This is a genomic window from Streptomyces sp. NPDC049541 (assembly GCF_044465725.1).
Classification (GTDB): domain Bacteria; phylum Actinomycetota; class Actinomycetes; order Streptomycetales; family Streptomycetaceae; genus Streptomyces.
Map to the genome: position 1 here is coordinate 465,416 of NZ_JBITLY010000007.1, position 26,865 is coordinate 492,280.

Annotated in this window: 25 protein-coding genes; 10 read left to right on the top strand and 15 right to left on the bottom strand. The window is 71.5% G+C overall.

What is annotated here, in order from left to right; translation table 11 throughout:
• Positions 1-11: 11 nt before the first annotated feature.
• On the bottom strand, positions 12-1,484 hold the full coding sequence (locus tag ACIBW9_RS27690; protein WP_398959490.1) for an APC family permease: 1,473 nt from the start codon (positions 1,482-1,484) through the stop codon (positions 12-14).
• A 349-nt stretch (positions 1,485-1,833) separates the two neighbouring features.
• Between ACIBW9_RS27690 and ACIBW9_RS27695 the strand changes: the two genes are divergently transcribed.
• Positions 1,834-2,337, top strand: coding sequence for a DUF5709 domain-containing protein (locus ACIBW9_RS27695; protein WP_398959492.1), 504 nt, complete (start codon positions 1,834-1,836; stop codon positions 2,335-2,337).
• 10 nt (positions 2,338-2,347) lie between these two features.
• Here the strand turns inward: ACIBW9_RS27695 and sthA are convergent, their stop codons facing one another.
• Positions 2,348-3,751, bottom strand: a complete 1,404-nt coding sequence (sthA, locus tag ACIBW9_RS27700; RefSeq protein WP_351482573.1) for a Si-specific NAD(P)(+) transhydrogenase — start codon at positions 3,749-3,751, stop codon at positions 2,348-2,350.
• Between the two features lie 233 nt (positions 3,752-3,984).
• Between sthA and ACIBW9_RS27705 the strand changes: the two genes are divergently transcribed.
• A complete protein-coding gene (locus tag ACIBW9_RS27705; protein ID WP_398959494.1) occupies positions 3,985-5,115 on the top strand; it encodes a sulfite oxidase in 1,131 nt (376 codons plus the stop codon).
• A 10-nt stretch (positions 5,116-5,125) separates the two neighbouring features.
• On the opposite strand, the gene ACIBW9_RS27710 is transcribed toward ACIBW9_RS27705, so the two are convergent.
• Positions 5,126-5,332, bottom strand: a complete 207-nt coding sequence (locus ACIBW9_RS27710; protein WP_115911539.1) for a hypothetical protein — start codon at positions 5,330-5,332, stop codon at positions 5,126-5,128.
• Between the two features lie 120 nt (positions 5,333-5,452).
• On the opposite strand from ACIBW9_RS27710, the gene ACIBW9_RS27715 reads away from it, so the two are divergent.
• Positions 5,453-7,723: an MMPL family transporter gene (locus tag ACIBW9_RS27715; RefSeq protein ID WP_398959497.1), complete on the top strand. Its 2,271-nt coding sequence runs from the start codon at positions 5,453-5,455 to the stop codon at positions 7,721-7,723.
• Here the strand turns inward: ACIBW9_RS27715 and ACIBW9_RS27720 are convergent.
• Entirely contained in the window at positions 7,695-8,717 is a 1,023-nt protein-coding gene (locus tag ACIBW9_RS27720) for a PP2C family protein-serine/threonine phosphatase (protein ID WP_398959705.1), read from the bottom strand. The two genes, ACIBW9_RS27715 and ACIBW9_RS27720, sit on opposite strands and share 29 nt — an antisense overlap.
• 198 nt (positions 8,718-8,915) lie before the next feature.
• On the opposite strand from ACIBW9_RS27720, the gene ACIBW9_RS27725 reads away from it, so the two are divergent.
• Complete coding sequence (locus ACIBW9_RS27725) at positions 8,916-9,245, top strand: hypothetical protein (RefSeq protein WP_398959499.1); 330 nt, start codon at positions 8,916-8,918, stop codon at positions 9,243-9,245.
• A 559-nt stretch (positions 9,246-9,804) separates the two neighbouring features.
• On the opposite strand, the gene ACIBW9_RS27730 is transcribed toward ACIBW9_RS27725, so the two are convergent.
• Positions 9,805-10,698, bottom strand: coding sequence for a Gfo/Idh/MocA family protein (locus ACIBW9_RS27730; protein ID WP_398959501.1), 894 nt, complete (start codon positions 10,696-10,698; stop codon positions 9,805-9,807).
• Positions 10,699-10,957: 259 nt separating this feature from the next.
• Here ACIBW9_RS27730 and ACIBW9_RS27735 point away from each other — a divergent pair, with 259 nt between their 5' ends.
• Positions 10,958-11,815 carry an aldo/keto reductase gene (locus tag ACIBW9_RS27735; RefSeq protein ID WP_398959503.1) on the top strand — a complete coding sequence of 286 codons (858 nt, stop codon included), beginning with the start codon at positions 10,958-10,960 and terminating at the stop codon, positions 11,813-11,815.
• A 193-nt stretch (positions 11,816-12,008) separates the two neighbouring features.
• On the opposite strand, the gene ACIBW9_RS27740 is transcribed toward ACIBW9_RS27735, so the two are convergent.
• Entirely contained in the window at positions 12,009-12,344 is a 336-nt protein-coding gene (locus tag ACIBW9_RS27740) for a hypothetical protein (protein ID WP_398959505.1), read from the bottom strand.
• A 169-nt stretch (positions 12,345-12,513) separates the two neighbouring features.
• Here ACIBW9_RS27740 and ACIBW9_RS27745 point away from each other — a divergent pair, with 169 nt between their 5' ends.
• Together ACIBW9_RS27745 and ACIBW9_RS27750 are read left to right on the top strand one after the other, a co-directional pair.
• Complete coding sequence (locus tag ACIBW9_RS27745) at positions 12,514-12,753, top strand: DUF5133 domain-containing protein (protein WP_398959507.1); 240 nt, start codon at positions 12,514-12,516, stop codon at positions 12,751-12,753.
• Between the two features lie 153 nt (positions 12,754-12,906).
• Positions 12,907-13,125 (top strand): hypothetical protein, encoded by a 219-nt coding sequence (locus tag ACIBW9_RS27750; protein ID WP_398959707.1) that lies wholly within the window; start codon positions 12,907-12,909, stop codon positions 13,123-13,125.
• Positions 13,126-13,134: 9 nt separating this feature from the next.
• Here ACIBW9_RS27750 and tgmB read toward each other — a convergent pair whose 3' ends face one another.
• From tgmB to ACIBW9_RS27765, 3 genes are all read right to left on the bottom strand, one after another.
• Positions 13,135-14,127, bottom strand: a complete 993-nt coding sequence (tgmB, locus tag ACIBW9_RS27755; RefSeq protein ID WP_398959509.1) for an ATP-grasp ribosomal peptide maturase — start codon at positions 14,125-14,127, stop codon at positions 13,135-13,137.
• A 17-nt stretch (positions 14,128-14,144) separates the two neighbouring features.
• Positions 14,145-14,336 carry a putative ATP-grasp-modified RiPP gene (gene tgmA, locus ACIBW9_RS27760; RefSeq protein WP_398959510.1) on the bottom strand — a complete coding sequence of 64 codons (192 nt, stop codon included), beginning with the start codon at positions 14,334-14,336 and terminating at the stop codon, positions 14,145-14,147.
• 132 nt (positions 14,337-14,468) lie between these two features.
• Positions 14,469-14,759 carry a YkvA family protein gene (locus ACIBW9_RS27765; protein ID WP_389080102.1) on the bottom strand — a complete coding sequence of 97 codons (291 nt, stop codon included), beginning with the start codon at positions 14,757-14,759 and terminating at the stop codon, positions 14,469-14,471.
• A gap of 240 nt (positions 14,760-14,999) precedes the next feature.
• Here ACIBW9_RS27765 and ACIBW9_RS27770 point away from each other — a divergent pair, with 240 nt between their 5' ends.
• Entirely contained in the window at positions 15,000-16,037 is a 1,038-nt protein-coding gene (locus ACIBW9_RS27770) for a hypothetical protein (protein ID WP_398959513.1), read from the top strand.
• A gap of 121 nt (positions 16,038-16,158) precedes the next feature.
• Here the strand turns inward: ACIBW9_RS27770 and ACIBW9_RS27775 are convergent, their stop codons facing one another.
• On the bottom strand, positions 16,159-17,328 hold the full coding sequence (locus tag ACIBW9_RS27775; RefSeq protein WP_398959515.1) for a hypothetical protein: 1,170 nt from the start codon (positions 17,326-17,328) through the stop codon (positions 16,159-16,161).
• A gap of 305 nt (positions 17,329-17,633) precedes the next feature.
• Between ACIBW9_RS27775 and ACIBW9_RS27780 the strand changes: the two genes are divergently transcribed.
• Both ACIBW9_RS27780 and ACIBW9_RS27785 read left to right on the top strand, forming a co-directional pair.
• The gene (locus tag ACIBW9_RS27780) at positions 17,634-18,002 is read left to right on the top strand and encodes a PadR family transcriptional regulator (RefSeq protein WP_398959709.1); all 369 of its coding nucleotides are present in this window, start codon (positions 17,634-17,636) and stop codon (positions 18,000-18,002) included.
• The gene (locus ACIBW9_RS27785; protein WP_398959517.1) at positions 17,999-19,012 is read left to right on the top strand and encodes a hypothetical protein; all 1,014 of its coding nucleotides are present in this window, start codon (positions 17,999-18,001) and stop codon (positions 19,010-19,012) included. Before ACIBW9_RS27780 ends, ACIBW9_RS27785 begins: the two co-directional genes overlap by 4 nt.
• A 26-nt stretch (positions 19,013-19,038) precedes the next feature.
• Here the strand turns inward: ACIBW9_RS27785 and ACIBW9_RS27790 are convergent, their stop codons facing one another.
• From ACIBW9_RS27790 to ACIBW9_RS27810, 5 genes are all read right to left on the bottom strand, one after another.
• Positions 19,039-20,004, bottom strand: a complete 966-nt coding sequence (locus ACIBW9_RS27790) for a DUF1152 domain-containing protein (RefSeq protein WP_398959519.1) — start codon at positions 20,002-20,004, stop codon at positions 19,039-19,041.
• Positions 20,005-20,076: 72 nt separating this feature from the next.
• Positions 20,077-21,255 (bottom strand): FAD-dependent oxidoreductase, encoded by a 1,179-nt coding sequence (locus ACIBW9_RS27795; protein WP_398959521.1) that lies wholly within the window; start codon positions 21,253-21,255, stop codon positions 20,077-20,079.
• Between the two features lie 145 nt (positions 21,256-21,400).
• Positions 21,401-22,765 carry an FAD-dependent oxidoreductase gene (locus ACIBW9_RS27800; protein WP_398959523.1) on the bottom strand — a complete coding sequence of 455 codons (1,365 nt, stop codon included), beginning with the start codon at positions 22,763-22,765 and terminating at the stop codon, positions 21,401-21,403.
• A 289-nt stretch (positions 22,766-23,054) separates the two neighbouring features.
• On the bottom strand, positions 23,055-23,903 hold the full coding sequence (locus ACIBW9_RS27805; RefSeq protein ID WP_398959525.1) for a chitosanase: 849 nt from the start codon (positions 23,901-23,903) through the stop codon (positions 23,055-23,057).
• A gap of 149 nt (positions 23,904-24,052) precedes the next feature.
• Entirely contained in the window at positions 24,053-26,857 is a 2,805-nt protein-coding gene (locus tag ACIBW9_RS27810) for a SpoIIE family protein phosphatase (RefSeq protein ID WP_398959527.1), read from the bottom strand.
• Positions 26,858-26,865 lie beyond the last annotated feature (8 nt).

The window sequence follows — 26,865 nt, forward strand, 5'->3', positions numbered from 1 at the left end:
CGGGGTCTGCCTCAGAAGTCGGTGGAGAGACCTTCGTGGACACGGGAGTTCACGGTGGACAGCTCGTCGGGGACGTACTCCGTCTCGACGGTGCGGCTGGCGTCCAGGCGGGCGGGCCGGTAGTAGTCGCTGCCCTGCCTCCAGTACCAGAGCATCGGGACCAGTCCGACGGCGAGCCCGCCGATGCCGATCGCGATCGCCGCGGTGTCGAGCGAGCTCAGCGACTCGGCGAAGATCCAGAACATGAACAGGGCGCCGAACAGCGGCCACACCCCGCCGAGCAGGAAGTTGCCGGGCGACTTGAGCAGCATCCTGCGGTACGCCACGACCACCGCGAGGCCCGCGAGGCCGTAGTACACGGCGATCTGCAGTCCGATCGCCGAGATCGCGTCGGAGAGGATCTCACCCACGGAGCCCAGTGCGTTGGAGGCGATGAACATCGCGAGCGCCACCGCGCCGACCACCGTGATCGCCACCCACGGCGTGTTCCAGGTACGGTGCACCCGGCCGAGCGCGGAGGGCATCGTACGGTCCCGGCCCATCGCGAACAGCGAGCGCGTGACCTGGATGAGGGTGGTCTCCAGGGTGGCGATGGTGGACAGCATCACCGCCACGATCAGCACCTTGCCGCCCCAGCCCGGCCAGATCTCCGCACCGAGCGCACCCAGCACGTTCGCGTCGTTCGCCTCGATCTGCTTCGAGGTCAGGATGACGTTCACCGCGATGGTGAACACCTCGAAGAGCAGGAAGACGATGCCCACCCCGATCAGCCCGGCGAGCCCCGTCGTACGGCGGCTGTTGCGGGTCTCCTCGCTCAGGTTGCTGGTGACGTCCCAGCCCCAGTAGTAGAAGGCGGCCACCAGCGCGCCGGACGCGAAGCCCGACACCCCGTCGAAGTGGGAGAAGCCGAGCCAGGACCAGTCGAACACGCGGGCGTTGCCGGTGTGGAAGACGGCGAGCACGGCGAACAGCGCCAGTATCGCCAGCTCCACGCCGGACATGACGAGCTGGGCCCGGACCGTGAGCCGGGCGCCGCCGAGCACCACGAGCAGCATGATGATGAACCAGGCCGCGCCGACCACCGTCGACAGCGCGGTGTTGCCGGCGAGGCCGTCGTCGAACAGGGCCAGTGTCATCGACCCTGCGGGCAGCGAGCCGGCCACCATGAAGATGGTCGCCGAGATGACCAGTGCCCAGCCGCTGATGAACCCGAGAAAGGGATGCAGGGTGCGCCCCACCCAGGAGTAGCTGGCGCCCGCGTTCACGTCGATACGGCCGAGATAGCTGAACGCCAGCGCGATGCCCAGCATGGGTATCGCGCAGTACAGCAGCGCGGCCGGGCTGGCCAGGCCCACCGCGCCGACGAGGACCGCGGTGGTCGCGGCGATCGAGTACGCCGGGGCGCTGCCCGCGACGGCCATCACCACGGTGTCGAACGTACCGAGGGCGTTGGCCTGCAGCCCTCTGCCCCTGCTGTTGCTCATGGTTGCGCTGCTTTCCGTCTTGCACGACGCGAGGGCGACCCGCCCCGACGGCGTAGGGGGAGGTGGGGGGTGATGAACCCGCCCCGGATCCCCGAGGGTTGGCCTCGGAGCAGATCAAGGGCAGCGAATGGACAAAGGGGTGGTGGAGAGTGCACGGCTGCCTGCGTTGTCGTTCGGTCACACCGTGTGTGCGAGTGATGATAGCCCTACTCCTTGACCTTTCAAGATTGACCAAGAAGTAACCTCCTGCGCCGCCGGGGACTGCCGTGGTTGGACGGCGCCCAACGGGAAACGCGGATCGGGACACCGTACTCAGAACGACCCGCCGCAGCGCGCGAGGGAGGCATTCATGGGCAGCGAACGCACGAGCCCCGAACCGATGGCCGACGACGCCTACCAGCCCACCGGGACGAACGAGGAGCAGGAGGACGCGGCGCCGCTCGACCTGCAGGACGCCGTCGACGAACGCACCTACGACGACACCCTCGACGAGGGCTACTCCCCGCCGGAGAAGCCGCTCGGCGTCACCAAGCACGGCACGACGGCCGCCGAGCAGCGCACCGGCGAGAGCCTCGACGAACGGCTCGCCGAGGAGGTCCCCGACGCTGCCGTGCCCGCCGGTGACGAGGTCGGCGACCTCCCCGGGGGCGAGGGCGAACCCGTCGACCCCGAGGCCGGCACGGAGCGCGCGGGCCGACTGGTCGCTCCGGACGAGGGCGCCCACCCCGACACGACCAAGGAGACGGTCGCCGACGACGTGGGCATCGACGGCGGAGCCGCCGGCGCCGAGGAGGCCGCCGTCCACGTCGTCGAGGACGAGACGCAGCTGCCCGACGCCGAGCAGGACCGCTGACACCGGCCCCTCAGTCGCCGATCCGGTCGATCTGCCGCAGCTTGTTGGTGGCGTCGAGGGCGGCGACCTTGTAGGACTCCGCCAGCGTCGGGTAGTTGAAGACCGCGTCGACCAGGTAGTCGACGGTGCCACCGCAGCCCATCACCGACTGGCCGATGTGGATGAGCTCGGTGGCACCGGTGCCGAAGCAGTGCACCCCGAGCAGGGTGCGGTCCTCGGGGGAGACCAGCAGCTTCAGCATGCCGTGCGAGTCGCCGATGATCTGGCCGCGGGCCAGCTCGCGGTAGCGGGAGATGCCGACCTCGAACGGCACGCAGTCCTCGGTGAGTTGGTCCTCGGTCCGGCCGACGAAGCTGATCTCCGGGATGGTGTAGATGCCGATGGGCTGCAGGTTGTGCATCTGCCCGACCGGCTCGCCGCAGGCATGGTAGGCGGCCGCCCGCCCCTGCTCCATCGAGGTCGCGGCCAGCGCCGGGAAGCCGATCACGTCGCCGACCGCGTAGATGTGCGGCACCTCGGTGCGGTAGTGCTCGTCGACGGTGATCCGCCCGCGCTTGTCCGCGGACAGTCCGGCCTTGTCCAGGTCGAGTTCGTCGGTCAGGCCCTGCCGGCCCGCCGAGTACATCACGGCGTCGGCCGGTATCTTCTTGCCGCTCTCCAGGATGGTCAGCGTGCCCCGCGGATGCCGCTCCACCGCGGCGACGGTCTCCCCGAACCGGAACGTCACGGCGAGGTCCCGCAGGTGGTACTTGAGCGACTCGATGACCTCGACGTCGCACATGTCGAGCATCCCGGCACGCTTCTCGACGACCGTCACCTTGCTGCCGAGCGCCGCGAACATGGACGCGTACTCCATGCCGATCACGCCCGCGCCGACGATGACCATGGAGCGCGGGACGCGTTCCAGCGCCAGCACGTTGTCGGAGTCCATGATCGTACGGCCGTCGAACTCGACACTGTCGGGCCGGGCCGGACGGGTACCGGTGGCGATGACGATGTGCTCCGCGCTGAGCAGCCGTTCGTTGCCGGTGACCTCGCGCAGCGCGATCGTGTGCGGGTCGACGAAACTGCCGGTGCCGGCGAAGAGGGAGACGTGATTGCGGGAGAGCTGGTTGCGGATGACGTCGACCTCCCGGCCGACCACGTGCTGGGTGCGCGAGGTCAGGTCGGAGACGGTGATGTCCTCCTTCAGCCGGTAGCTCTGCCCGTACAGATCCCGCTGGGTGAGACCGGTCAGATAGAGGACCGCCTCGCGAAGGGTCTTGGAGGGGATGGTGCCGGTATGGATGGAGACCCCGCCGACCATGTCGGGGCGGTCGACGACGGCGACCCGGCGGCCGAGCTTGGCCGCGGCGATGGCGGCCTTCTGGCCGCCCGGGCCGGATCCGATGACAAGCATGTCGAAGTCGGGCACCCTCCGGAGTCTGTCAGCCCGGGGCCCCGCTTCGAAAGACTGAACGGACAACGATCGCCCACGAAGTGACGGGGCGTCCCCGGCAGTTGCCGAGCCCTGTAAGGGGCGCGGGGCTGCATCGATATGCGGCTCCGCCGCGTGGGCGCGATCAACCACGACGAACCGGCAGACAACCGACGGCACATCGCGGCACACCCCATCGCCGCACAACCCGGCGGAGCGATAATGCCGACATGGGCCACCGACTCGCCGACGCGAGCACACCCGCCCGGCTGGCCGCCCCCGACGAGGGCATCGGCCGGGACGAACTGGCGCTCGCCACCCGCAACCACGGCCTCCCGCTCGAGGCGCTGCGCTACGACGTCACCCCGCCGGGCCTGCACTACCTGCTCACGCACTACGACATCCCGTACGTCCCTGACGACACGCCCTGGCCGCTGAGCGTCGGGGGCCGGGTCCGCCGGCCGCTCCAGCTGGACCTGGCCGAACTGCGCACCCTCCCTCAGGTCACCACGCGCGTCACCATGGAGTGCGCGGGCAACGGCCGCGCCCTGCTGACGCCCCGTCCGGTCAGCCAGCCCTGGCTCGTCGAGGCGGTCGGCACCGCCGAGTGGACCGGCGTACCGCTGCGGCTGCTGCTCGCCGAGGCCGGCGTGGCACCCGATGCCGTCGACGTGGTCTTCACCGGCGCCGACCACGGCGTGGAACGCGGCGTCGAGCAGGACTACCAGCGCTCCCTGCCGGTGGACGCGGCCATGTCCACCGAGCCCGAGGTCCTGGTGGCGTACGCGATGAACGGCGCCCCGCTGCTGCCCCAGCACGGCCGCCCGCTGCGTCTGATCGTGCCCGGCTGGTACGGCATGGCCCAGGTGAAGTGGCTGCGCGAGATCACCGTCACCGACGCGCCGTTCACCGGTTTCCAGCAGGCCGTTGCCTACCGGCTGCGGCAGGACCCCGCCGACGAGGGCAGGCCGGTCACCCGCATCGAGCCGCGCGCCCTGCTGATCCCGCCCGGCTTCCCGGACTTCATGTCCCGCTCCCGCGTGCTGCGGCCCGGCCCGGTGACCCTCGAGGGCCGCGCCTGGTCGGGGCGGGCACCGCTCGTACGGGCCGAGGTGAGCACGGACGGCGGGCGCAGCTGGCACGAGGCCGCACTGGAGCCCGACGGCGGGCACCGGTGGGCGTGGCGCCGCTGGCACCTCGACTGGACGGCGACCCCCGGCGAGCATGTGCTGAGCGCGCGGGCCACCGATGCCGAAGGACACACCCAGCCGCTGGAGCAGCACTGGAACCGCGGCGGCTTCACCAACAACCTCGTCCAGCGGGTGCCGGTGCTGTGCCTGGAGCCCGTCGAGGCGGACTGAACCGCGCCGGCTACGGCAGCAGTTTTTCCATGGCGGCGGGGCCTTCCGTCTCCAGCTTGCGCCGGGCCCACTCGAGGTTGTGGGGGGTGATGTCCCTGCCCGTCGCGAGGACGAGGTCCTCCGGGGACACCTCGGTCCCGGTACGGGTGTGGAGCAGGTCGTCCGGGGTGACGCGGTCCTCGGACGGCCTGGACGCGTCGGGCTGCAACGTCGGCATGATCTCTGCTCCCTCGGGTCAGGATCGCTACTGCTAACACCATTCATCGCGGGAGCGCTGCGTGCATCCGGAAGCGCACACAAGTGCCACGAGATGCCGGAGTGACAGGACGGGCGTCTAATGAGAGACGTGTCACCTGCCCGCACCGACGAGGGGGGCGCGGGGGCCGTCACCGGAGGGGTACTGCGGCGGCTGGGGGAGTGGTGCGCCAGGCACTTCGTGATCGTCATCCTGGCCTGGCTGGTGGCGCTCGTGGCGCTGCAGACCCTCAACCGGTCCTTCGGCGGGGAGTACTCCGACAACTTCTCCCTGCCGGGCGTGCAGTCCCAGCAGGGCCTGGACGTCCTGAAGAAGCACGACCCGGCGGCGGGCGGCTACAGCAGCCAGATCGTCCTGCACGACGGGCAGAAGTCCCTCAGCGCGCTGAGTTCGCAGATGTCCACCGCGATCGGCGACGTGCAGAAACTGCCGCACGTCCTGTCGGCCCAGAACCCGCTGTCCGCCCCGGCCTCGAAGGTCGGCCCCCTCGCCTCCGACGGGAGGACCGGCTACATCACCGTCCGCTTCGACGTCCAGCCCTCCACCCTGGGCGACAACTACCTGAGCGGCGTGGACAAGGCGGTGCAGCCGCTGCGTTCGGCCGGCGCCCAGGTCGAGTACGGCGGACCGCTCGGCGAACTGGGCCGGCCCGCCGCCGACGACCGGGTGAGCGAACTGATCGGCTTCGCTGTCGCGATCGTCGTCCTGCTGATCGGCTTCGGCAGCGTGATCGCCGCCGGGCTGCCCCTGTTCACGGCACTGGTCAGCGTCGTCGGCGGCCTCGCGATCCTCGGACTGCTCGCGGCGGCGTTCACGTTCGCGACCGTCTCGCCGACCCTGGCGACCATGATCGGGCTCGGTGTCGGCATCGACTACGCCCTGTTCCAGCTCACGCGGCACCGCCAGGACCTCATGAACGGGGTGCATCCGGTCCATGCCGCGGGCCATGCCACGTCCACCAGCGGGCGGGCCGTGCTCGTCTCCGGCTGCACGGTGATCATCGCACTCGCGGGCCTCTACGCGTCCGGGGTGAGCTTCATCGGCAAACTCGGCCTGGCCGCCGCCATGACGGTCGTCTCGGCGGTCGTCGGCGCCCTGACGCTGCTCCCGGCCGTGCTCGGCCTGATCGGCAGACGCATCGACCGCTACCGCGTACGGCGACCCGTCGCCGAGACCGACGCCGAGCCGGGAACCGAGCCGACCGGCACCTGGCACCGCTACGCCCAACGTGTGGAGCGCAGACCCTGGCAGTTCCTGGCGGCAGGCATCACGACCGTCGTCGTCCTCGCCATCCCGCTGCTCTCCATCCAGCTCGGCCACATCGGAGACGGCGCCGACCCCACCTCCTTCACCGACCGCCGCGCCTACGACCTGATGACCGACGCGTTCGGCCCCGGCTCCAACGGCCCGCTCACCGTCGTCATCGACCAGACCTCCGTACCGTCCTCCCAGCGCTCGGCCCTCTCCTCCCAGGCCCAGAAGACCCTGAACGCGGTGGCCGGCGCCTCCACCGTCACGCCCCTGACACCCACCAAGGACGGCGACGTCCTGGTCGGCACGGTCTACTCGAAGCAGTCCCCGCAGAGCGCCTCCACCACCGCCCTGACCAACCGCCTGATCCACCACACCCTCCCCGACGGGGTCTCCGGAACGAAGGCCCACGGGTACGTCACCGGCACCACCGCGGCCCAGGTCGACTTCCGCGACATCGTCGCCGGCCGGCTGCCCCTGATCATCGGCGTCGTGGTCGGCCTCGCGTTCCTGATCATCCTGGCGGTCTTCCGCGGCCTGCTCGTCGCGGTCAAGGCGGCCGTGCTCAACGTGCTGTCGATCGGTGCCTCGTACGGCGTGGTGGTGGCCGTCTTCCAGTGGGGCTGGGGCGGGCCCGCGCTCGGCGTGCACGGCAAGGTGCCCATCGAGAGCTATGTGCCGATGATGATGTTCGCGATCATCTTCGGCCTGAGCATGGACTACGAGATCTTCCTGCTCTCCCGCGTCCACGAGGCCTGGCTGCGCACCGGCGACGCCAAGGCCTCGGTCGCCCACGCCCTGGAGATCACCGCCCGGGTCATCACCTGCGCCGCCCTGATCATGGTGAGCGTCTTCGCGGCCTTCATCGTCAGCGACAACATCGTCGTCAAGATGCTCGGTCTGGGGCTCGCGGTGAGCGTGCTGATCGACGCGACCGTCGTACGGCTGCTGATGGTTCCGGCCGTGATGACGCTGCTGGGGCCGAACGCCTGGTGGACGCCCCGCTGGCTGGACCGGATCATGCCGCACATCGACGCCGAGGGCGACCAGATGGCAGGCCCCGCGTCCGAGGTCAGCCGCCGTCCGGCGACGCGGGCGTGAGGACGAGCATCGTCACGTCGTCGTCGACGGCAGGGCAGTACCGCAGGAGATCCGCCCACACCCGGTCCGCGAGTACGGCCGGGTCGTCGACGGCCAGTGCGGAAAGGCGGGCGGTCAGCGGGTAGAAGGTGCCGGAGGGGTCACGGGCCTCGCTCACCCCGTCCGAGGCCAGGAACAAGCTGTTGCCGGGCTCCAGCCGCACCGTGAGCGCGGCGTTCGGACCGCCGTCGGACAGGCCGAGACCGAGCGGCGTCCACGCGGCGAGCTCGATCTCGGTGGCCTGCCGGCCGCGCAGCAGCACAGGCGCCGGATGCCCGCAGGACACCATCCGCACCGACCTGGCGTCGGGCGAGAACTCCAGCAGCACGGCGGTCGCGAACAGCTCGGCGTACCGGGACGACGCCGAGTCCAGCTCCAGCCTGCGGTCGAGCCGGGCGGCGACCGACTCCAGGTCCGGCTGGTCCAGCACCGCCTCCCGGAAGGCCCCCAGCAGGGAGGCGACGGTGGAGACCGCCGCCAGCCCGTGCCCCTGGACGTCGCCCATCACCGCCCGTACCCCGTGCGGTCCCTCGCGTACGTCGAAGAAGTCCCCGCCGACCAGCGTGCCGCGCTGCGCGGCCCGGTACAGGCCCACGCAGCGGACCGGGCCGACCCGCTCGGGCAGCGGGGGGACGACGGCGCGCTGCGCGGCCTCCGCGACGGTGCGCTCCAGATCCAGCTGGGCGTCGCGGCGGCTGCGCACATAGGACACGAACACGCTCAGCACGGCCACGAAGGAGATGGTCAACAGGTCCGTGTTTCCGGGGTGGTTGAGCTGGAAGGCCGGGATGTTGAGCACGGCGACGACGGCACCGCCGAGGAGCGCGGTCGCCAGCGGCCCGTACGAGAGGACGGCAAGCGGTGGGATGGCGCCCAGCAGAAAACCGATGTCGAGGGGTTCGTGGCTGGCCAGGGTGGCCGCGCAGATGCCCCCGATCAGGACGAGCGGGAGCATCCGCACCAGCCGGGGCGGTGGCGCGCCCCGCAGCCAGCCCCGCCGGTCGTGGTCCTGCCGGCGCGCTGACAGGAGGTGCACCTTTCCCACACCACCACGCTCCTACGGCGGGACGCGGCCCGCACGCCGGACCCGTTGTCAGTGCCGGGTGGCATGCTGATCAATGGCGTCATCGGTGGCTGACAAGGGGGAGGCGGCATGGGGTTCCTGGGCGAGGTCTGGCGGGTGCGCAGCGGCGCGGAACCGGTCGGGGAGATCCTGATCGACGACGCCGACTTTCCATGGCTGTCCGGCCGTTTCACCGCCGGTCCGGCCTTTGAATCAGTCCGGGATCTGTTCGCCCGGGAACTCGCTCTGATGGACCAGGACCATGAGGAGCACTGGCAGGAGTGGGAAACGACCTATGACGAGATCACCAGACGGGTGTCCCTGTCGTCGCCGGACGGACCCGTTGCCGAGTTCCTGCTGCACATCGAGGGCGACCGGGCCTGGTTCCGCTGGAGCGACGAACCGTTCGCGCATGCGTAGGGACGCGGAGGCGCGTGGCGTGCGGGTGGTGCTGATCGGGGGACGTGCCGGCCGGTCGCGCCGAGCGGCCCTGGAGAACCCCGGAGCGGGAGGTGCCCGCGCATGTCGCCGAGCACTCTGCGTCCCTGACGGCCGACGAAGCCGTGCTGCGCGCCCGTGTGCAGGCCCGGGCCTTGCTGTGATGCCGGGGGCGCTGGTCGACTTGGTCTCGCTGTGGTCGAAGAGCCTGCGGCGGAGGAGCCGTGACATCGCGTCACCCGACCGCGTCCTCCAACAGGGCCCTGGGACGGTGCGCCCGTCCGCCGTATCCTCGCGGACTGTGTGCGCGCCGCTCGCGGCGAGGACGACGGGGCCGTCCTCGGCGACCGCGAGCCGGTCTCGGCTCGGTGGTGGAGGCGGGCGCCGAGCTCCTGCGCTCGACGGGGCCACGCCCTATGCAGGGGGTTGAAGGCCAGCCCTCGAGGACCGTGCCGGGGCGCGGGGCGGGTCTGCGGCTAGTCGCACGACTCGATCCTCGCCGTGGCCAAACAGGCCGCGTCGAAGGGATCGTGACGCCGCATCAGCCCGTGGCGCCGTCCAGCAGCGCCTGGGCCTCGACCAGGATCTCGGTGACCCGCTGGCCGAAGGCGGCGTCGCATGCGTGTGGTCGGCCGGTGCGGGCGGCGGCGAGGAGTGCGTCGGCGGCGTGTCCGAGCGCGGTGACGGCTCCCCCGGCGCTCTGCGGCAGCACCGACACCCCTGCCGCGCCCCGGAGTTCGGCCGCGGCGCACGAGGCCGCGGACGGGGCCGACAGACTGAGCGTCAGGGTGCTCGAGGCGCCGCCGGCGTGGTCGAGGACCAGATGGACCGTGTCGCCGGGACCGGGCGCCGCGGCCACCACCCGCCGGGCGTCACCGAGGACCGGCAGCAGCACGGACAGGGCATGCGGGCCCACGTCCCACAGCGCACCCTTCTCCCGCCGCCACGGCGAGTTGGCGAACGGGCTGTCGCTGTCACCGCCGAACAGCGCCCCCAGCCACTGGGCGTGAGCCGTGAACCAGCCCCCCACCTCCGCCTGTTCGGTGATCCACGCCTCGGTCTCGGGCAGGAAGCGGCTGGTGAAGAAGACGACCGAGGCGACACCGGCCTCCTGGACGGCGTCGACCACGGCCTGCCCCTGCCCGACCGTCGTGGCGAGGGGCTTGTCCAGCAGCAGATGGCACCCCGCCCGTGCCGCCCGCACCGCCAGCTCCGCCTGCACGGCCGGCGGCAGGGCGACCGCGATGGCGTCCACGTCGGCGAACAGTGCGTCGACGTCGTCGTAGGCACGCGTGCCGAACCGGTCGGCGAGCTGCTTCGCGGCCTCCGTACGGCGGCCCCACACCCCCACGAACTCCAGCTCCGCATGTGCGTGCAGGGCGGGGGCGTGCGCCATCTCCGCCCAGGGGCCGGTACCGAGCAGTCCTGTGCGCATGCCGCCGCCTCTCCACTCCGTCGCCCGTTGCGGCGACCGGTCGCCAGTGAGCCTCGCACACCGACCGGCCGGCCGCGCAAGCAGATCCGGCGGAGGCGGCGATTCAGCGGTGCGGCTGCTGAATGCGTTCACTTTCCTCTATTGGACTGCGGCCCGTGGGCGGGCCAGGCTGGAATGCGGTTGGGCTTTGCCGCGCCCCATGTGCGGTGGGCCGAACGCCATTCGGTACCGTGCAACAACCGGAAGAGGTCACGAGCACATGCAGACCCGCCGCATCGGTGACGTCGAAGTCAGCGCGATCGGCCTGGGCGGGATGCCCATGTCGATCGAGGGACGGCCGGACGAGGCACGCTCCCTCGCCACGATCCACGCCGCCCTCGACGCCGGCGTCACCCTGATCGACACTGCTGACGCCTACCACCGGGATGCCCACGAGGTCGGTCACAACGAGACCCTGATCGCCAAGGCCCTCTCCTCCCACGACCGCGGCCGGGACGTCCTGGTCGCCACCAAGGGCGGCCATCTGCGTCCCGGCGACGGCAGCTGGACCCTGGACGGCAGCCCCCGCCACCTCAAGGAGGCCTGCGAGGCGTCCCTGCGCCGGCTCGGCGTGGAGGCCATCGGGCTCTACCAGTTCCACCGCCCCGACCCGAGGGTGCCGTACGCCGAGTCCGTCGGTGCGATCCGGGACCTGCTGGACGAGGGCAAGATCCAGCTGGCGGGCATCTCGAACGCCGACCCCGGCCAGATCAGGCAGGCGAACGACATCCTCGGCGGCCGGCTGGTCTCCGTGCAGAACCAGTTCTCCCCGGCCTTCCGCTCCAGCGAGCCGGAACTCGAACTGTGCGACGAGCTCGGCATCGCCTTCCTGCCCTGGAGCCCGCTCGGCGGCATCTCCCGGGCGCGTGAACTGGGCTCCGCCTACGCGCCGTTCGCACGGATCGCCGAGGCTCACGGGGTCAGCCCGCAGCGCGTGTGTCTGGCCTGGATGCTCGCCAAGTCGCCGGTGGTCGTCCCCATCCCCGGCGCCAGCCGCCCGGAGACCATCCTGGACTCCCTCGCCGCGACCGAACTCACCCTGGACGCCGGGGAACTCGCACAGCTCGACGCCGTCTGACCCGGTCCGCACCCTCGGGTACCCGTTCCGCGCCGACCGCCGCAACCTGATCGCGGCGGTCGGCGTGTTCACGTCCTGCCCCAGGGCCTGCGCCTGCTGCTCGGGCCGGCTGGCCACGGCGGCGGGGCGTGCACACAGTTGCACGGCGGACAGGTCGCATGAGCCGTCGTGCGTGCGCCCCGCGGCTGCCTCCTCAGGCGGCGCTGCTGCGGCGCATACCGTGCGGGCAGGTCGAGTCGTGGTGGATGCCGAGGCTCGTCCACCACCGTTCACAGCACGCGGCGTCCAGCTCACCGCGCACGATCTCGTCGGTGGCCGTGCGCGCGGGGTGGCGTGCCACGACCGCGGCCCTGCGCAGGTCGCGGATCAGGGTCTCGCGGACGACGGCGATGACCGGGACCAGGCTTGCCGCGGCGAACAGACATGCGGCCCACCGGGGGCCGTGGAGGAATTCCAGGACCGTGACCCAGGTGAGTTCGGCGCTGGTGGTGAGGTAGAGGGTGCAGAGGAGGCGGCCGGAGCGGTTCATGAGCTTCACCGTTCGTGCTGAGGGGGTTACCCTCTGTTCAACGCCTCGCAGCGCGCTGGGAATCGGGTCGGACGGCGGTTTTGCGTCAATTGAGGCCCGGGGCACGGAAGATGCGATTGGTCCGGGCCTGACCGGGAAGGCGAGGCGCAACCAAAGAGAGGGGCACTTCGTGCTCGTTGCGGACCCGAAGGTCGTCAGAACGTTGCTCACCAGATACGCGTCGCTGCGCATCGCGCAGGCGGAGCGTGAGAAGCCGCAGGTCGCACAGGAGTTGGCGGACGTCAGCCGCGCCCTGTGCGCCGCCATGGGAGCCGCGAGCGTCGAGGACGCGATCGCGAAGGCGGACGCCCTGCTCATCGCCTCACGAGGGGCCGCAGGCGGGGACGGCGGCCTGTCACTGGCCGTCTGACGCGACGACAGCTTCGTATGAGGTACATCCGGACAGTCACAACCGCCGTGTCGGCGTCAAGTGCTCCTGGAGAATTCACACCCTGGTATCCCGGGGCGCATACACTCGACAGCCGTGCCCATGCGCATGGGCCACCACACGAAAGGCGCGTCGGTGTTCCAGGATTCCCCGATCTACGACCGACTCGTCGCCGAGCGCGGCGACGTCCCCACTCAGGCTCGCCGGGAGGCCGAGCGCGTGAGCCGGGAACTGGAGTACGCCATGCGGCCGCTGCAGTCCTTCGGCTCCGTACCCGTCGCCCCCGAGCGCCACTCCTCCCCGGGGGCCGGATGGCAGCGGACCGCGCTGCTGCCCGGCTCGCTGCCCCACTGACCACCGCCCTCAACACACCGTGGTGCTGGAGCCGTTGACTCGTGTCTGCGGCTCCGGCCCGGGACGGGCCAGCCACTCCGCTATGGTCCGGGCGATCGGCAGCCCCGTTTCCACCTCGACGAAGCCGAACTGCCCCGACTGATTGCACTCCAGGAACCACCAGGTCCCGTCGGCGTCCTCGGCGAAGTCGAAGGCGCCGTAGGCAAGTTCGGCCTCACGCAGATAGGAGCGGACGGCGTCGGCGATGCGGGGCGGAACGTCGGCCGCACGCCACGGTGTGTCGGCCGAGGCGAAGCGCACGTCCACCGTGCCGGGATCGTCCGGATCCGCGTCGTCGGCAACCGCCTTGCGGGCCGCCAGCAGCTGCTCGCCCACCACGGTCAGCCGGATGTCGGCCCGCTTGCCGACCCGCCGCTGCAGCAGCGTCGGCCCGAACGCCACGGCGGAGAAGTCCGTGTCCGGGGCCACCCTGCTGGTCGGCACCGCCCGCGGCGGATCCTGCGGATGCGCCCCGGAGACCGGCTTGACCACCAGATCCGGATAGCGGTCGGCGAACTCCCGGGCCGCCTGCGGAAATGTCGTGATCAGCGTGGCCGGCACGGGCAGTCCGCAGCGCTGGGCGAGCCGCAGCTGCCACGGCTTGTGCCGGGCCCGGCGGGCCGCGTCGGGATGGTTCATCCAGCGGGCGTCCGAGCCCCGCAGCATGCCGTACAACGCCTGGGCGGACTCCTCGGTCAGCCACGCGGAGGGCTGGGCCGCTCGCGCGGCCGCGTCCCCCGGCCTGCGCACCCAGACCGACCGCAGCCCGGCGATGCTCACCAGGCGGCCCGCGGACTGGAGGTGGCCGCGGAAACGGCCGTGCACGTACTCACCGGACAACGCGACACCGCCGGGCAGGTCGGCGGGGTCCAGGCGGACCACCGGGACCCCGGACGCGTTCAGGTGCACGACCACCATGTCGGCGGTCACGTCCTCTTCACAGGTCAGGATCAGCACGGTCATAGTGGGCGGTTCCGCGTTCAGTCGTCGAAGTGTGTCTTGGAACCCGCGGTGGACGTGGTGGTCCCCAACTCCCGGAGCAGCGCGAGGTCACCGGCGGCGACCCGGCCGTCACTGAGCACGTTCAACTGCAGCCCGGAGTCGTAGACGTACGGAGTCGTGGCTTCCAACTCCACCGCCGGACGTGCGTAGTTGAGCGCGAACGGTTGCATCGTGTCTCCCTCGTCAGTGCAGCACCGACCCGGCGGTCCGCTCCCCGCGGCGCCGCCCGGCCCGCCGACTGCATTGCCCTTCCAGTCACTTATACGAATCGAACGAGTGATTGGTTTCCTTACTCTGCGTAGTCACAGGGAGGATTCATGACGATTCGGCCCGTCCAGAGGGCCGCGCAGGCTGCGCAGAGCAAGGAGAAGGACGCCGATGTCGTCCAGGTAGACAGGGTCGGGCAGCAGGTCGGTCGGCAGCAGGAAGTACAGGACGGCACCCCAGAAGACCCAGCGCCGGCCGGTCGGAAGGCCGGCACGCATCAGATCGCGCCGCGTCCGCACCAGCCGCACCAGCAGGGCGACGGCCACCGCGAGGGCGAGCGCCGCGAGCGCAACGGCGACCACGATCACCGTTGTGGTCCATTTCACGGTCCTCCTCCATCCGGCGTGCCGAACGGCGCGCCCCTTGTCCCGGATTCCCCCTTCCGGCGTTCGTACGTCCTCCGTCACCCCGTCAGAAGCGCGATGGGGCCTCACACCTGTGGCCCATCCCGACTGGCACGGGCCGGAAGCGGCACCTAGTAATGGCACTGCATCGCAACGTCGTGAAAACGCGCCGGGAGATGCGAGAGCAGGTGAACCGTTCCGTCTATTCCATGGAGGAGAGTCATGAGCATCCGCTCTTCATCACCCCGTCCCTACGACCCCTCCATAGTCGGCGCGCACGACGACCCGGCCAGCGCCCTGGTGCATGCCGCCATCGCGGACCGGCCACTGGAGGAAGTCGCCAACCTGATCACCATGCTGGAGCAGTCCCCGGAGTATGCGAAGGCCACCGTCGACGCGCTGCGTGCGGTGGGCACGGACCGCTCCGTGGAGGACGTCACCCGTCTGGTCACTCTGCTGACCCAACCACCGCGGGACCCTTCCAGTGCGGACGAGGTGATCCGTGCGGCGGCCGAGAACCGTCCGGTGGAGGAAGTGACCCGGCTGATGGCGCTGCTGCACCTGCCGTCGACGGAGCGCCGCTTCGGACAGGAGGCCGCAAAGGCGGTCGCCGCGGCGCGGTCCGTGGAGGACCTCGTGGAACTCATCGGCCGGCTGAGCACGGAACGCGGTGCCCACCCCGCCCCGCCGAAGGCGGAGCCGTCGCTTCCGCAGGCAGGCGAGGCGGAATGGCGCCCGGAAGGCACCGGCACCGGTCTTCCGCCGTTCCCGACGGTCCTGCCTTCCTACGCTGGCGACACCATGCCGAGGCAGCCCGTCGGCGCGCCGCGCCGCGCCGCCGAGCGCCCGCCGTGGGCGGGTCTGCTCGTCGCAGCCGCACTCTTCCTGTGCGCGCTGCTCTGGTTCCCGATGTACAAGTCGGGCACGTCCGTCGACGTGTACGCCTCCGGCATCGCGGTGTCGATCCTGTACGCCCTGTTGGCCGTCCTGGTGACCCTGCGTCCCGTCCGGGCCGTGCTCGTGGTCGCGGCCGTGCTGCCGGCGCTGCTGGCCGGGGCCGAGCTGTACCGCGGGTTCCGCTCGCGGTCGCTGTTCCGGGCGCTCGACCTCACGCTCGCTCCGGGCTGGCTCGCCGGCCTGGTCGCCGTGATCGCGGCACTGACGGCAGTGACGGCCCTGGTCCTGCGCGCAGCAGCGCGCCCTCCCGCTCTGGGGGGTGCTCCTGCTCGTCCTCTGGCCACGGCACGGCGTCTGGACTGATGCGCCGCGTCCCCGACGCCCGCACGGCGTCGCGGCCCCGCGCCCGCGGTTCTCCGGACCGCGGGCGCTTCGACGCCCGGTGGACACACCCCGCGCAGGGGTGGTCCCTGCGCCCAGGTGCTCAGCGGCCGGAGGAGTCCGACCGCTCGACTGCGCCGTCCGCCTCCCGCCCGCTGTCCGGGGCGGATGTGGGACGCAACGCCTTGGCGGTGTCCTTCAGCCGCTCCAGCCTCCGGGTCAGCTGCTGGAAGGGCGATCCCTGGAGCGGAGCAGGCGGCTGCGGCCGGGCGGGCAGCCCGTCGCCGTTCTCGCGGTAGACGGCCAGCGCCTCGTGCGCGCGCTCGGCGGCCTCGCGGTACAGATCCCGGGACTTGGTCATGGCCTCGAGCGCCTCGGCGTACATGGCCACGAGCCCCCGTGCGTGGGCGAGTTCCTCCTCGAGCGTCCTCAGCCGCCAGTCGTCCCGCAGGGCGGTGACGGCCTCCTCGGCGCCGTCCGGCAGCGGAAGCGGCAGTGCGGCGAAACGGGTCAGGGCGTCGACGAGTTGCGCGGGCCGTGAGCCGTCGAGGAAGACGGTGCGTACGGAGAAGTCGTCCGCGTCGAAGCCTTCGGGGGCCGGCGTGGTGGGCAGCAGGACGGCACCGCCGCGCGGGACCTGCACCCCGAACTCGCGCAGGACCCGGTTGACGATGCGCAGCTGGTCCGGTGCGGCACGGTGCTCCAGCACGCGATGCCGCAGGCTCGGCGGCAGCAGCGGGCCGAGCGGCCGCCGGCCGCGCGCGTCGGGCGTCATCGCCTCGTGCACGACGAGGTTGATGTTCCAGCCTCCGCGCACGGAGTTGCGGAGCAGCCGCCGGATGTCCTTGTCGTCCGCGGGCAGGCGGTTGGCCTCCCGCAGGCGCAATCCCGTGCCGGGCTGGTGGTCCCAGGGTGCATCCGGCTCCGCGGGCCAGAACATGGTGGCGGGGGAGGGCCACCCCTGCTCCCAGGGGCGTTCCGCCTCCGCCGCCAGCACCCATGCCACGCCGGGTTCGTCATCGCGCGTCAGGGTCAGCCGGGCCCGCACGGTCACCGACTCGGCGACCGTCCACCGCGCCTCGAGGACGCAGTCCGGACTGCTCGCGGAGGTCTCGGAGACGGCCACCTCGAGATGGTCGTCGATGGTCCCCTCGTCCTTGAGCCGGTGCAGCGTCCGGCGTACGACGTCTTCGGCATCGGGCCCGGTATGGCGGCCGCGGGCCAGCCACAGGGTGGGGGACGGGGTCGGTCGGACGGAGGGCGAAGTACGCATGAGTCCATCTGAGGGCGGGGGCACGTGTTATCCACCAGTATCGTCGCCGCGCGCCGGCGGGGTGCCCCCGGGGGGTGCCCGCACGGGAGGCGCGCGGTGCACTCGGGGTGCGAGGAGCGCACTCCAGGACACCCGGTTCACCCGTATCCCCGGCGGACCGGGACCGCCACAATGGCGCCCGCGAACAGGGCCCGCCCACCATCCGCTTAGGGGCGGGTCCTGTTCGTGTCCCACCACGCCGCATGACTCGCCCTTGCGTTATATATCGGAAGCCGAGATATCATGGCGGCATGGCATCGAGGAGCATGACTCAGGCGGCGTTCTTCGTCCTCACCGCCCTGGCCGACCGGCCCCGGCACGGCTACGGGATTCTGCGGGAGGTCGAGGAAGTCTCCGACGGCGCCGTGCAGTTGCGCGTCGGCACCTTGTACGGCGTCCTGGACCGGCTCACCGCGGACGGGCTGATCGTCCTGGACCGCGAGGAGGTGCACGAGGGCCGGCTGCGGCGCTACTACCGCCTGACCGACGAAGGGACGCGGGCCCTCGCCGCGGAGGCGGAGCGCATGGCGGCCGGCGCCAGCGCCGCCAAGTCGCGCATCGCCGAAGGACGCAAGACCCCCGGCGCGGTCGCGAAACCGTCCGCAGGCCCCGGACTCGCCGGTGGTGTGGCATGACGACGCTGCTCGAGACGCGCTACCGCACGGTGCTGCGCCTGCTGCCCGCCTACTACCGGCGGGCCCGGGAGGAGGAGATGGTCGAGGTCTTCCTGTGGGAGGTCGACCAGGAACTGCAGGACCAGAGCAGGCCCACCCTGGGCGAGGTGGCGAGCATCGCCGCCCTCGCCGTGCGCAGCAGGCTCGCCGCCACCGGGGCGCCCCGGCCGTATGTCCTGCTCGGGTCGGCCGTCCGCAATTTCGCCCTGTTCGCCGTGCTGCTGCAGGCCGCCGCCGCGGTCGTCGACCGGGCCCTTGAGCTGACCTGGGCGACCACGCACGGAGCACGCGAGTGGGACATGTTCCTGACGGGATTCACCGGCCGCGGGCCCCTCATCAGCGTCGTCGAGGCCGCCCGGTGGACGCTGCCGCTGCTGTGGACGGTCGGATACTTCGCCCTCCTGCACGACCGCCGGAGCCTTGCCCGGACGTCGGTGCTGCTCGCCGCGCTGCCCACGCTGTGGCCGTTCGCCGGTCCGCTGGTGAGCGGACTGGAGCCGTGGGACCCGTGGTTCGCCACGGCCGGCGCGCTCTTCGCCTGGCTGCCGGCGCTCGCCCTGTGCGCGGCCCACCACCGGGACGCCCCCGCGGCCGTGCTACCCCTCGGCACACCCGGCCTCGTCTTCGCGGCCTGCGGTGTGGTGATGGGCGCGTCCGAGGTGGTGCTGCCCGCCGTGCCCGACGCGGTCTGGGCGCCGGCCACCTGCTTCGTCCTCGGGGCGCTCGGCTGGCTGCTGCTGCGCCGTCGCCGCCAGGACATGAGCCCTGCCTGCGGCGCCATGGCCCTGGCCGCGCTGGGCCTGCTGCTCCTGGCGGTGCGGATCGCCGCGCTGTATCCGTGGCTGCGCCTTCCGGTGCCCGCCGCCTTCGTCGGCGCCGCACTGGGCCAGACGGCCGCGCTCGCGCTGCTGACCCTGGCGCTGACGGTGGTGGCCGGGCGGGACCTCGCCGGGCGCACTGACCGCCCTTGATCTTCAGCGCTTGCGCCCGTCCGTGGTCAGTGCGGGTAGGCGCGCGGGGGCCGCTGGCGCATCGGCCCGGCGCGGAAGTCCTCGATGAGGGAGCTGATCTGGCGCATCAGCGCGGTGTTCTCCAGCCGGTCCAGGTAGAGGTTGTGGCGGGCGAGGCCGGATGCGTCCACGCAGAAGTACAGGGACATCAGCGGGTTGATGAACAGTTCGCTGCCCTTTGTGCGCCGCGTGAAGCGGACGTCGCCGAAGTCACCGCGTACGGCTGCCGCCACGGAGCCGTTGACGATGCTCGGGTGCTCGGGCGTGCTGCGCTGGGCGTGGGCGACCGCGTCGAGGTAGAGGGAGCCTTCCCGGCTCTCGCGCGGCAGCGAGAACGCGCCCAGGTAGGCGCCGTCCCGGTCCAGCGCGGCCAGGTTCTCCAGCACCAGGGAGTGGCTGACCCCGTGATGGGCGTCCACGCCGAACCCCAGGCAGGCGACGAGCCGTTGGGGTATCTCGTCCAGCCCGTTCACGGCGGCCAGGCTCGCCATGTCCTCCTCCGGTGTGCCCAGGCCGTGCTCGTCACCCCGCATGAGGATGTCGGTCCCGCCGTCCACCAGCACCAGGGCGTCCACACCGCCGAGATGCTCGACGAGCGCGCGGTACGCGGCGCGCAACGGTCGCACACCGGTCTGCGGGAACGCGTACACCGTGGCCGGCAGGCCCTGTCCTTGCAGCCACCGGGCGAGCGTGCGCTCCGGGAAGTAGTCACCGCGCGCCGCGGTGTCCGGCCCGATGGCCGCGACGTCCGCCTCCAGCCACACGTCCAGGTCCAGCCCGTACAGGTCGGCGAAGGACAGGTTGGCCAGATGGACCTCCTTGCCCGCCGAGCGCAGCGCGAGGGCCAGCGGTAGGCCGGCGTACACGTCGAAGCCGCCGCCCGCCCCGGCGACGAGGACCCGCCGGGCATCGCGCAGACGGGTGAAGAAAGGGGGCTCGGTGAGGGAGAACACCGGGCGACGGTAACAGGCTGAGGCCGTGTCAGGGCCGTGCCTTTTCCGGCCGCCGGCCGGTGCCCGGCACGCTCACACGGTCCCGGCCGCCTGTTCTTCCAGGATGTCGGATTCCCACTCCAGCAGACGTATCAGTCCGTCCTCCCCGGGCCGCGCGGGAGTCGTACCCCGAGGGCCGGCGGGAGACGGGGCGTGCGTGCCCCGGGAGATGTTCCCGCTCACGGTGATGTTGTGTTCGACGCGTGGGCGGCGCAGCTCCTCGTACAGGCTGAGCGCCGTGTCGGTGTCGGGTGCGTCGCGCAGGCACTTCGCGAGGATCACCGCGTCCTCCAGCGCCATGGACGCGCCCTGACCGGTCGCCGGGGAGGCGGCGTGGGCCGCGTCGCCGATGAGCAGGAGGCGACCGGAGCGCCAGGGCGTGCCGGCGGGTATCTCGGTGGCGTTGGTGACCATGACCTCGTCACCGGCGGCCGCGACGATGTCCGCGGCCGGAGTGGCGTCCTTGCGCAGAAGCGGAACGAGCAGTTCACGCCAGTCGGCGGGCGAACCGTCCGCGATCTCGTCGGCCTCCAGCGGCTCACCGCCCACGCGCGCGAACCAGTACGCCTCCCCGTCCGGCGAGACGGCGTAGCCGAAAGCCGCCGTACTGCCGCGCACCATGGTGATGCGCGCCTGCGGTCCCGTCCGCTCCGTGGCGCCGGTGTAGCCGTAGAAGACCCGCTGACCGGCGTAGCACGGCACCGTCTCGGGACTGATGTGCCGGCGGACCGTGGAATTCAGGCCGTCGGCGCCGATCAGCAGGTCGCCGGTCGCGGTGCTGCCGTCGGTGAAGTGTGCGGTCACGCCGTCGGCGCCGTCCTGGACGGAGGCGAGGCGGGCGCCGTGCCGGATGACGATGCCCCGGTGTGCCGCCTCCGCCTGCAGGGCCGCGGTGAGGTCGCCGCGGCGCAGGCAGCGGTACTGCAGGAGAGGGTCGGCGGCTTCACCGAGGGGTACTTGTGCCAGCTCGGCGCCCGAGTCGTCCAGTACCCGCATCGAGGTCAGCGGGAAGCCGAGCGCCGTGACCACGGCGGAGGCGTCGAGCTGCGCGAGGGCGCGCATGCCGTTGCTCGCGAGGGTCAGGAACGCCCCCAGGTCCTCGGCCGAGCCGGGATGCGCCTCGTGCACGGTCACCTCGAAGCCCGCCTTGCGCAGGGCCAGAGCCGCCGCCGTGCCGGCTGTGCCGCCGCCGATGACCAGTACGCGTGCCACGCCCCACCCCGCTCGTCTCCGCACGGCCCCCGCGGTCGTACGCACACAGGGAGGAACGCATGAGCGACAGCAGGGGTTCCGTGCGAAACCGACGCCGGTCGTGCCGTGCTCCTGCGGGGCGTGGCACGACCGGCGTTCGTCCGCGTCAGGCGCCGCTCGCGCCGAGCATGTCCTCACGCTCGACGATCTTCACGCGCTCCCGGCCCTGCGGCTCGCCCAGCGCCTTCTCCGCGGCGTCCAGCTTGTACCAGCCCTCCCAGGTGGTGAAGCGGACGCCACGCTCGGCGAGGAACGCGTCCACGGCCTCGGGCTCCGGTGAACCCGGCGTCTGCAGACGGCCGTTCGCGTGGTCGTCCAGCAGGTTCGCCACCGTCTCGTTGGCGTCGCCCTTGGTGTGCCCGATCAGGCCCACCGGACCGCGCCGGATCCAGCCGGTGACATACGTCGACTGCAGGTGCTCGCCGGACTCCTGGACGACCCGTCCGCCCTCGTCCGGGACGGTGCCGGAGTCGAGGTCCCAGGGCAGCTTGGGCAGCTTGTCCGAGAGGTAGCCGACCGCGCGGTAGACCGCGCTGACGTCCCAGTCCTTGAACTCGCCGGTGCCCTTGACGTTGCCGGTGCCGTCCAGGGCGGTGCGCTCGGTGCGCAGGCCCACGACCTTGCCGTCCTCGCCGAGGATCTCGGTGGGCGACTCGAAGAAGTGCAGGAACAGTTTGTGGGGGCGGTCGCCGACGTCGCGGATCGCCCAGTTCTCCAGGGTCTTGGCGACCATGTCGGCCTGCTTGTTGCCACGCCGGGTCTCGATCGAGCCGGCGTCGTAGTCGATGTCCTCGGGGTCGACGATGACCTCGATGTTGGGGGAGTGGTCCAGCTCCCGCAGCTCCATCGGGGAGAACTTCGCCTGCGCCGGGCCGCGCCGGCCGAAGACGTGGACCTCCAGCGCCTTGTTGGCCTTCAGGCCGTCGTAGACGTTCGGCGGGATCTCCGTCGGCAGCAGCTCGTCCGCCGTCTTGGCGAGGATGCGGGCCACGTCGAGCGCGACGTTCCCGACGCCGAGCACGGCGACCCTCTCCGCCTCCAGCGGCCAGGTGCGCGGCACGTCCGGGTGGCCGTCGTACCAGGACACGAAGTCGGCGGCGCCGTACGAGCCGTCGAGGTCGATCCCGGGGATCGGCAGGGCACGGTCGGCCGTCGCACCCGTGGAGAAGATCACGGCGTCGTAGAAGGCGCGCAGGTCGTCCAGGCTGATGTCGGTCGGGTAGTCGACGTTGCCGAAGAGGCGTATCTGGGGCTTGTCGAGCACCTGGTGCAGGGCCGTGATGATGCCCTTGATACGCGGGTGGTCGGGGGCGACGCCGTAGCGGATCAGGCCGAACGGGGCGGGCATCCGCTCGAAGAGGTCGATGGACACACCGGGGTCGGCGGCCACCTCTGACTTGAGCAGGGCGTCGGCGGCGTAGATCCCGGCGGGGCCGGCTCCGACGATGGCTACCCGCAGGGGGCGCGGCATGATCAGGTTCCCTTCGAGCGATGACAGGCGACTCGAACGGGAAGCCTAAGCTAAGGCAAGCCTAAGTCGGTACGCGGGTCCGCTCTATGAACTCATAAATCAATTTTATGAGCGGGGAACGGGAACTCGAACACGGGCATCGGCGCACAGGAGTCGACCATGCCCGCGCCTCGGCCCGCCCGACGACTCCGACTCCGGCGCCTGAACGGCGGCAGCGCGAAGAAGATCGACGGAGAGCGGCAGCACGGGCTGCCGTACCGGGGGACGGTACGGCAGCCCGGCGCACCGCTCAGCCGATGTGGTAACTGTCGCCGTACACCTTCCAGTTGAGCGGCGTGTCGAGACACAGGTTCCCGTTGCGCAGGAAGACCCGCTGCTCCGTGTCGACGCGGCTGGTGTCGCTGTGCGCCTCCTCCTGCTTCATGGCCCACACCCGGGCATCCAGGAACGCGTTCAGGTAGGCCACTTCGTCGCCGCCCTGCGCCGGCGGCTTGGCCTTGTTCAGGGCCCGCTTGCGTATGTTGCGGAAGCTGGTGGGGTCGTCGCCGTCGCCGTGCATGACGATGGCGTCGTAGTACGCGAACTGCCCCAGCGTCCCGATCCGGTCCGCCTTGCCCTGCCGGACGGCCGGGTTGAAGTACACGCGGTCGCGCTCGTCGTTCTGCGCCTGCTGGAACGCGGTGTCCTGGGCCGCCTTGCGCCAGTCGCGGGGGAAGTCGGGGTCCAGCCCCTCGTGCGAGTCGGAACCGTTCACCGCACGCAGCGCAGGAAGGTATTTGGCAAGAACGTTGCCGGGCTTGCGGTCGGTGTAGAGCTGGACGAGGTCGAGCATGTCGCCGGTGCCGGAGCAGAAGCCGATGATCCCTGCGGTGTAGCCGCGGCCGTCGCCGATGTCCTCGATGTACTTGTACTGCGCCTTCCAGTCGAGCGAGGAGTTCTCCGCGCTCGACACCAGCTTCATGGCGATCTCCTTCTTCGCCGGGTCGTCGAGGCCCACGCAGGCCGCCGCGGACGGGGTGGCCGAGGCGTGGGAAGGCCGCAGGAAGGGCGCTGCGGCCAGGGACGCGCCGGCCGCCACGAGGACGGTGCGGCGTGCGATGCGGGCTGGACGTGCCGGGTCGCTGGAGGGGTGCGTCACGGGGGCTCCAAGTGGTGGTGGGGGGTGGGGAGTTGGCCTGCCTGACACTGATAGGAAGGTTTCCTATCAGAGCGGCGACGTGACGCACACCCGTCGCGGAACAAGTTCGTAGGGACGTACGAACCAGGTACGGACCAAAAGGGGGTGAGTCAGGGCAGTGGCTGTTCCGCCCAGATGACCTTGCCCTCGGGGGTGTACCGGGTGCCCCAGCGGTCGGCGAGCTGGGCCACCAGGAACAGCCCGCGGCCCCCCTCGTCCGTCATCGCCGCATATCGAAGGTGCGGCGAGGTGTTGCTGCTGTCGAAGACCTCGCAGATCAGGGTGCGGTCGAACAGCACGCGCACCTGGATGGGGTCGGCGCCGTAGCGGATCGCGTTGGTGACCAGCTCGCTCAGGATCAGCTCCGTGGTGAACGTCAGCTCGTCGAGTCCCCATTCGGTGAGCCTGCGGCTGACGGACGCCCGTACCTCCCCGACGGCCGCCGGGTCGTTGCGCACCTGCCACTCGGCGATCCGGTCGGCGTCGAGTCCGCGGGTACGGGCCACGATCAGGGCGACGTCGTCGCTCGGCCGGGCCGGCAGCTGTGATTCGAGCACCACCCGGCAGGTGTCCTCCGGCGACTCACCCGCGCGCTCCAGTGCCCCCCGCAGGAGCGCGAGCCCCTCGTCGATGTCCCGCTCCCGGTCCTCGACCAGCCCGTCCGTGTAGAGCACGAGACGGCTGCCCTCCTCCAGCACGAGATCGGCCGTCTCGAACGGCAGGCCGCCGAGGCCGAGCGGAGGACCGGCGGGCACGTCGGGGAACTCGACCTCGCCGTCGGGCCGGACGAGGGCCGGCGGTGGATGGCCCGCCCGGGCGATGGTGCACGTGCGCGACACCGGGTCGTAGATCGCGTACAGACAGGTGGCGCCGGTGACCGGGGCGTTGCCGCCGTCCGCCGTCTCGTCCTGGTCGATGCGGCCGACCAACTCGTCGAGCAGCGCGAGAAGTTCGTCGGGCGGCAGGTCCAGGGCGGAGAAGTTGTGGACCGCCGTGCGCAGCCGCCCCATGGTGGCCGCGGCGTGCAGCCCGTGCCCGACGACGTCGCCGACCACGAGGGCGACCCGGGCACCCGACAACGGCAGTACGTCGAACCAGTCCCCGCCCACTCCCGCCTGCGCCGGCAGATACCGGTAGGCGATGTCCAGCGCGGTCTGCTCGGGCAGGCGGCGGGGCAGCAGGCTGCGCTGCAGCGTCACAGCCATGCTGTGCTCACGCGTGTAGCGCCGGGCGTTGTCGATGGAGACCGCGGCGCGGGCCACCAGCTCCTCCGCCAGGGCCAGTTCGTCCGCGTCGAAGGGCTCGGGCTTCTCGGAGCGCCAGAAGCTGACCACCCCGAGCACCAGCGAGCCGGCGCGCAGCGGCACGGTGATCAGCGAGTGGATCCCGTACTCGACGACCTGCGCGGTGCGCTCCAGATCCTGCGCGTGCCAGCCCGGCGCCGCACCGAGGTCCGGCTCCAGCACGGCCTGCCCGGAGTGCAGGCTGCGGGCATGCGGCGAGGAGTCGACGAACTTGATCTGCCGGCCCACCTTGTACAGCGGGGCGTCCTCACGGATCCCGCTCGACGCGGTACGGCGCAAGGAGGCCGTCGCCTCCGGCTGGCCCCCGCCCAGCACCGCGTCGAACAGGTCCACCGTGGCGAAATCGGCGAACCGCGGCACGGCGAGCTCCGCCAGCTCCTCCGCGGTACGGGCGACGTCCAGGCTGGTGCCGATGCCCACCCCGGCGTCGTACAGCATGTTGAGGCGTTCCCGTGCCGTCTCCGCGCGGCCGGACAAGGCGCGCAGTTCGGTCGAGTCGCGCAGCGTGGCGACGCTGCCCGGCGGGCCGCCCTGGACGTCCGTGGGCCGCTGGTTGACCGCGAGGAGCCGGTCCTTGACCAGGTGCACCTCGTCGGTGGCGACACGCCCGGAGGCCAGCAGCTCCGCCGTGTCCGGGGCGAGGCCCAGGTCGAGGGCGTGCCGGCCCTCGGCGTCCGCGGGCAGGTCGAGCAGGCGGTGCGCCTCGTCGTTGGCGAGCAGCAGCCGGCCCTCGCCGCTGACGATGAGCACGCCCTCGCGCACGGCGTGCAGCACCGCGTCGTGGTGCTCGTACATGCGGGTCATCTCGTGCGGGCCCAGGCCGTGGGTCTGGCGCAGCAGCCGTCTGCTGACCAGCGCGGTGCCCCCGGTGGCCAGGGCGAGTCCGCCGGCCGCGGCGAACAGCACGAGGGGCAGCTGCCGGTCGGCGGTGCCACCCACGGTTGCCGTCGTGATGCCCGCCGACACCAGGCCGACGACCTTGCCGTCGGGATCCTTGATCGGCACGACCGCCTGCACCAGCCGTCCGATCGTCCCGTTGATCTCCTCGGTCACCGTCCCGCCGGCCAGCGCGGGTGCGATCGTCCCGACGAACTTCTTTCCGATGCGGTCCGGCTTGGGGTGGGTGTAGCGGATGCCGTCGGTGTTCATGACGACGATGAAGTCCACGCCGGTCGCCTTGCGGGCGGCCTCCGCCCGCGGCTGCAGAATCTTCGTCGGCTCGGGGCTGCTGAGCGCCTCACGGGTGCCCGGCGCATTGGCGAACGCCTGCGCGACGGCCACCGACCGGTTGCGGGCCTCCTGCGTGCTGTCGTGCCGGACCTGCAGATACAGCGCCACCACCGCGGCGACCACCAGCAGCAGCACGATCACCACCTGCAGGACGAACACCTGCCGGGCGATGCTGCGCCCGGTCAGCGCCGACCGCAGTGCGCTGATGCGGCCCGGTTCCGGCTCGGCCGGGTGTCCACTCGGGCGGGTGGCCGCACTGTGCGGCGTCCGCGTCGTGCGCCGCCCGTGCGCTGCGTGGGCGCGATCGCTCGCGCGGCGGGCACGGGGACCGCCGGGACGGCGGTGCGACCGGGTCCCGGAACGGTCCGGAAGTCGGACCATGTGCCCAT

Excerpts from the sequence above, each read along its gene's own strand:
- ACIBW9_RS27690 (WP_398959490.1), bottom strand. The coding sequence starts at position 1,484 with ATGAGCAACAGCAGGGGCAGAGGGCTGCAGGCCAACGCCCTCGGTACG.
- ACIBW9_RS27740 (WP_398959505.1), bottom strand. The coding sequence starts at position 12,344 with ATGAACCGCTCCGGCCGCCTCCTCTGCACCCTCTACCTCACCACCAGC.
- tgmB (WP_398959509.1), bottom strand. The coding sequence starts at position 14,127 with ATGACCGTGCTGATCCTGACCTGTGAAGAGGACGTGACCGCCGACATG.
- tgmA (WP_398959510.1), bottom strand. The coding sequence starts at position 14,336 with ATGCAACCGTTCGCGCTCAACTACGCACGTCCGGCGGTGGAGTTGGAA.
- ACIBW9_RS27785 (WP_398959517.1), top strand. The coding sequence starts at position 17,999 with ATGACGACGCTGCTCGAGACGCGCTACCGCACGGTGCTGCGCCTGCTG.
- ACIBW9_RS27710 (WP_115911539.1), bottom strand. The coding sequence starts at position 5,332 with ATGCCGACGTTGCAGCCCGACGCGTCCAGGCCGTCCGAGGACCGCGTC.
- ACIBW9_RS27695 (WP_398959492.1), top strand. The coding sequence starts at position 1,834 with ATGGGCAGCGAACGCACGAGCCCCGAACCGATGGCCGACGACGCCTAC.
- ACIBW9_RS27780 (WP_398959709.1), top strand. The coding sequence starts at position 17,634 with ATGACTCAGGCGGCGTTCTTCGTCCTCACCGCCCTGGCCGACCGGCCC.
- ACIBW9_RS27735 (WP_398959503.1), top strand. The coding sequence starts at position 10,958 with ATGCAGACCCGCCGCATCGGTGACGTCGAAGTCAGCGCGATCGGCCTG.
- ACIBW9_RS27730 (WP_398959501.1), bottom strand. The coding sequence starts at position 10,698 with ATGCGCACAGGACTGCTCGGTACCGGCCCCTGGGCGGAGATGGCGCAC.
- ACIBW9_RS27800 (WP_398959523.1), bottom strand. The coding sequence starts at position 22,765 with ATGCCGCGCCCCCTGCGGGTAGCCATCGTCGGAGCCGGCCCCGCCGGG.
- ACIBW9_RS27810 (WP_398959527.1), bottom strand. The coding sequence starts at position 26,857 with ATGGTCCGACTTCCGGACCGTTCCGGGACCCGGTCGCACCGCCGTCCC.
- ACIBW9_RS27720 (WP_398959705.1), bottom strand. The coding sequence starts at position 8,717 with ATGCTCCCGCTCGTCCTGATCGGGGGCATCTGCGCGGCCACCCTGGCC.
- ACIBW9_RS27725 (WP_398959499.1), top strand. The coding sequence starts at position 8,916 with ATGGGGTTCCTGGGCGAGGTCTGGCGGGTGCGCAGCGGCGCGGAACCG.
- ACIBW9_RS27770 (WP_398959513.1), top strand. The coding sequence starts at position 15,000 with ATGAGCATCCGCTCTTCATCACCCCGTCCCTACGACCCCTCCATAGTC.
- ACIBW9_RS27715 (WP_398959497.1), top strand. The coding sequence starts at position 5,453 with ATGAGAGACGTGTCACCTGCCCGCACCGACGAGGGGGGCGCGGGGGCC.
- ACIBW9_RS27705 (WP_398959494.1), top strand. The coding sequence starts at position 3,985 with ATGGGCCACCGACTCGCCGACGCGAGCACACCCGCCCGGCTGGCCGCC.
- ACIBW9_RS27775 (WP_398959515.1), bottom strand. The coding sequence starts at position 17,328 with ATGCGTACTTCGCCCTCCGTCCGACCGACCCCGTCCCCCACCCTGTGG.